Annotated in this window: 3 protein-coding genes; all 3 read right to left on the minus strand. The window is 41.3% G+C overall.

Going from position 1 to position 2,632, the window contains the following annotated elements:
* Positions 1–365 precede the first annotated feature (365 nt).
* Positions 366–2,027 carry a cation/acetate symporter ActP gene (actP, locus tag AAC147_RS04550; protein WP_047685814.1) on the minus strand — a complete coding sequence of 554 codons (1,662 nt, stop codon included), beginning with the start codon at positions 2,025–2,027 and terminating at the stop codon, positions 366–368.
* Positions 2,024–2,335 carry a DUF485 domain-containing protein gene (locus AAC147_RS04555; RefSeq protein WP_047685815.1) on the minus strand — a complete coding sequence of 104 codons (312 nt, stop codon included), beginning with the start codon at positions 2,333–2,335 and terminating at the stop codon, positions 2,024–2,026. Before AAC147_RS04555 ends, actP begins: the two co-directional genes overlap by 4 nt.
* A gap of 179 nt (positions 2,336–2,514) precedes the next feature.
* Positions 2,515–2,632, minus strand: a 118-nt coding sequence (locus AAC147_RS04560; protein WP_231571618.1) for a hypothetical protein, incomplete at its 5' end; no start/stop codon positions are given.

The following is a 2,632-nucleotide window of genomic DNA, read 5'->3' on the forward strand; positions in this document are numbered from 1 at the left end:
GAGTAGGGCACTGCCAGACATTGATTTGACAGAGAAGCCATCCTGAACCGGATGGCTTTTTTGCGTTTTCTCAGTGAAGTTGGGTCATATACCTTTCCTTATTCCCCATGAGTACCGTCGTGGCCTATTTTCCTTGTCGGTTCTGCCTTAATTGATGAATTAATCTGTTCATCGCTGATTTATTGACATTAATTGCTTTGGCTGCTTTGCTAATATCAGTTATTAAATTCAGAATTTGCTCTTCGACAGTGAATTAAGTTCTTTGTTGTCCAAGTTTGTCATCAGATTACATTAAACATCAGCTCTCCGTTTGGTTAACAAAATAGAACCTGCCCAAAAGGGCAGGATAAGTTCAGTATTTAATGCTAATGTGCGTTTCCTTGCTCAATACCAAGGCCTGTCTGTGAACGTAGAAATTGCTTACGGAACATTTCTCTTTCCAATTGACCTTGTTCTGATGTATCTGTGATGGAGAAAAGCCATGCACCGGCAAATGCTACAATCATGGAGAATAGAGCTGGATACTCATAAGGATAAATGGGTTTTTCATGACCAAGAATACTAACCCAGATTGTTGGGCCAAGGATCATTAATACGGCGGCTATCATTAATCCCAACCATCCACCAATCAAAGCTCCACGTGTTGTCAGCCTGCTCCAGTACATCGACAATAAAATAATTGGGAAATTACAACTTGCTGCAATGGAGAAAGCCAGACCGACCATAAAAGCAATATTTTGTTTTTCGAATAAAATACCTAATCCAATAGCGATAATTCCCAGGAAGACTACAGTAATTTTGGAAATTTTTAACTCATCCTGTTCATTGGCTTGTCCCCGTTTAATTACATTAGCATAGAGATCATGAGAAACGGCTGAGGCACCAGCTAATGTTAGCCCTGCTACAACAGCTAAAATCGTGGCAAAAGCGACAGCAGAAATAAAACCGAGGAAAAAATCACCGCCAACCGCACTTGCAAGATGGACTGCGGCCATATTAGTCCCACCAATTAATGTTCCGGTTGGATCTTTAAATGCAGCATTGGGGCTGACTAACAGTATTGCACCAAATCCAATGATAAAGGTTAGGATGTAGAAATAACCGATAAAGCCGGTGGCATAGAAAACACTTTTGCGGGCTTCTTTAGCATCATTAACGGTAAAAAATCGCATGATGATATGCGGTAAGCCAGCAGTACCAAACATTAACGCTAGCCCTAAAGAGAGTGCAGATACTGGGTCAGAAACTAATCCACCTGGGCTCATAATATCCTGCCCGTGTGAATGTACGGCAATAGCTTCTTTAAATAGGGTATTAAAATTGAAATTCACGGCTTTCATAACCATCAAAGCCATAAATGTTGCTCCAGCCAGCAATAAAATTGCTTTGATAATCTGAACCCACGTTGTTGCCAGCATGCCACCAAACAGTACATACAGAACCATTAGAATACCAACTAAAACAACAGCGATGTGGTAATTCAGTCCGAATAATAGTTCGATGAGTTTTCCAGCTCCAACCATTTGTGCAATCAGATATAACGCAACAACAACCAGAGATCCCATTGCAGACAAAGTACGGATAGGGCGCTGCTTTAATCGATAAGAAGCAACATCAGCAAATGTGTAACGTCCCAGATTTCTCAACCGTTCAGCGATCAGGAACAAAATAATTGGCCAGCCAACAAGGAAACCGATGGAATAAATCAGGCCATCATAACCGGAGGTATAAACCAATGCAGAAATCCCTAAAAAAGAGGCTGCTGACATATAGTCCCCAGCAATGGCCATACCATTTTGAAAACCCGTGATCCGCCCTCCGGCAGTATAGTAATCTGAACGAGAAATTGTTCGTTTTGATGCCCAATAAGTAATGTAAAGCGTGAACCCAACGAATAACAGAAACATGATAATGGCCTGAATATTCAAAGGTTGCTTTTCTACTTTACCTGAAAGGGCGTCTGCCTGGGCTAAAATAGGGTAGAAGGAAAAAAATAGCAGGATTGTTGAGAAGAGAAGCTTTTTCATTTTCCCACCTCTTTGAGAATAGTCGATGTCAAACGATCGAATTCACCATTCGCTCTGACAACATAAATCCCTGTTAATATGAAAGAAATAAAAATAATACCGATACCAACAGGAATACCACGTGTTACGCTGGAGCCTTCATAGAGAGGTGTGCCAAGCCATTCGGGGGCAAAGGCAATGAGAAAAATAAAACCAACATAAAGCATTAACATAATGATGGACAACAGCCCGGCAAAACGTCCGCGCTTCTCAACTAATTCCTTGAAGCGAGGGTTATTCTCAACCTCTTGATAAATATCGGCATTCATCAGAGTTTCTCCTTTTAAATGTTAAAGGATCACCTTAAGCCACATTAAGGACTATTAAATACGGAGCAGCCGCATTCGCAGGAATTCATGACTACTTATCACGTCCCTGGTAGTTCTGCACTTTTGATGGTATGTTACCAAGCCGCCCTACGGCGGCATGGATGTTTTTACTGCATATGCTAAGGCATAGCCATGGACTGCTTTTCTTCTAGTAATTTTTCAACAACGCCAGGATCAGCCAAAGTGGAAGTATCTCCTAAGTTACTAGTATCACCGGAAGCGATTTTGCGCAAAATC

Source organism: Xenorhabdus sp. NBAII XenSa04, assembly GCF_963866145.1.
Classification (GTDB): domain Bacteria; phylum Pseudomonadota; class Gammaproteobacteria; order Enterobacterales; family Enterobacteriaceae; genus Xenorhabdus; species Xenorhabdus indica.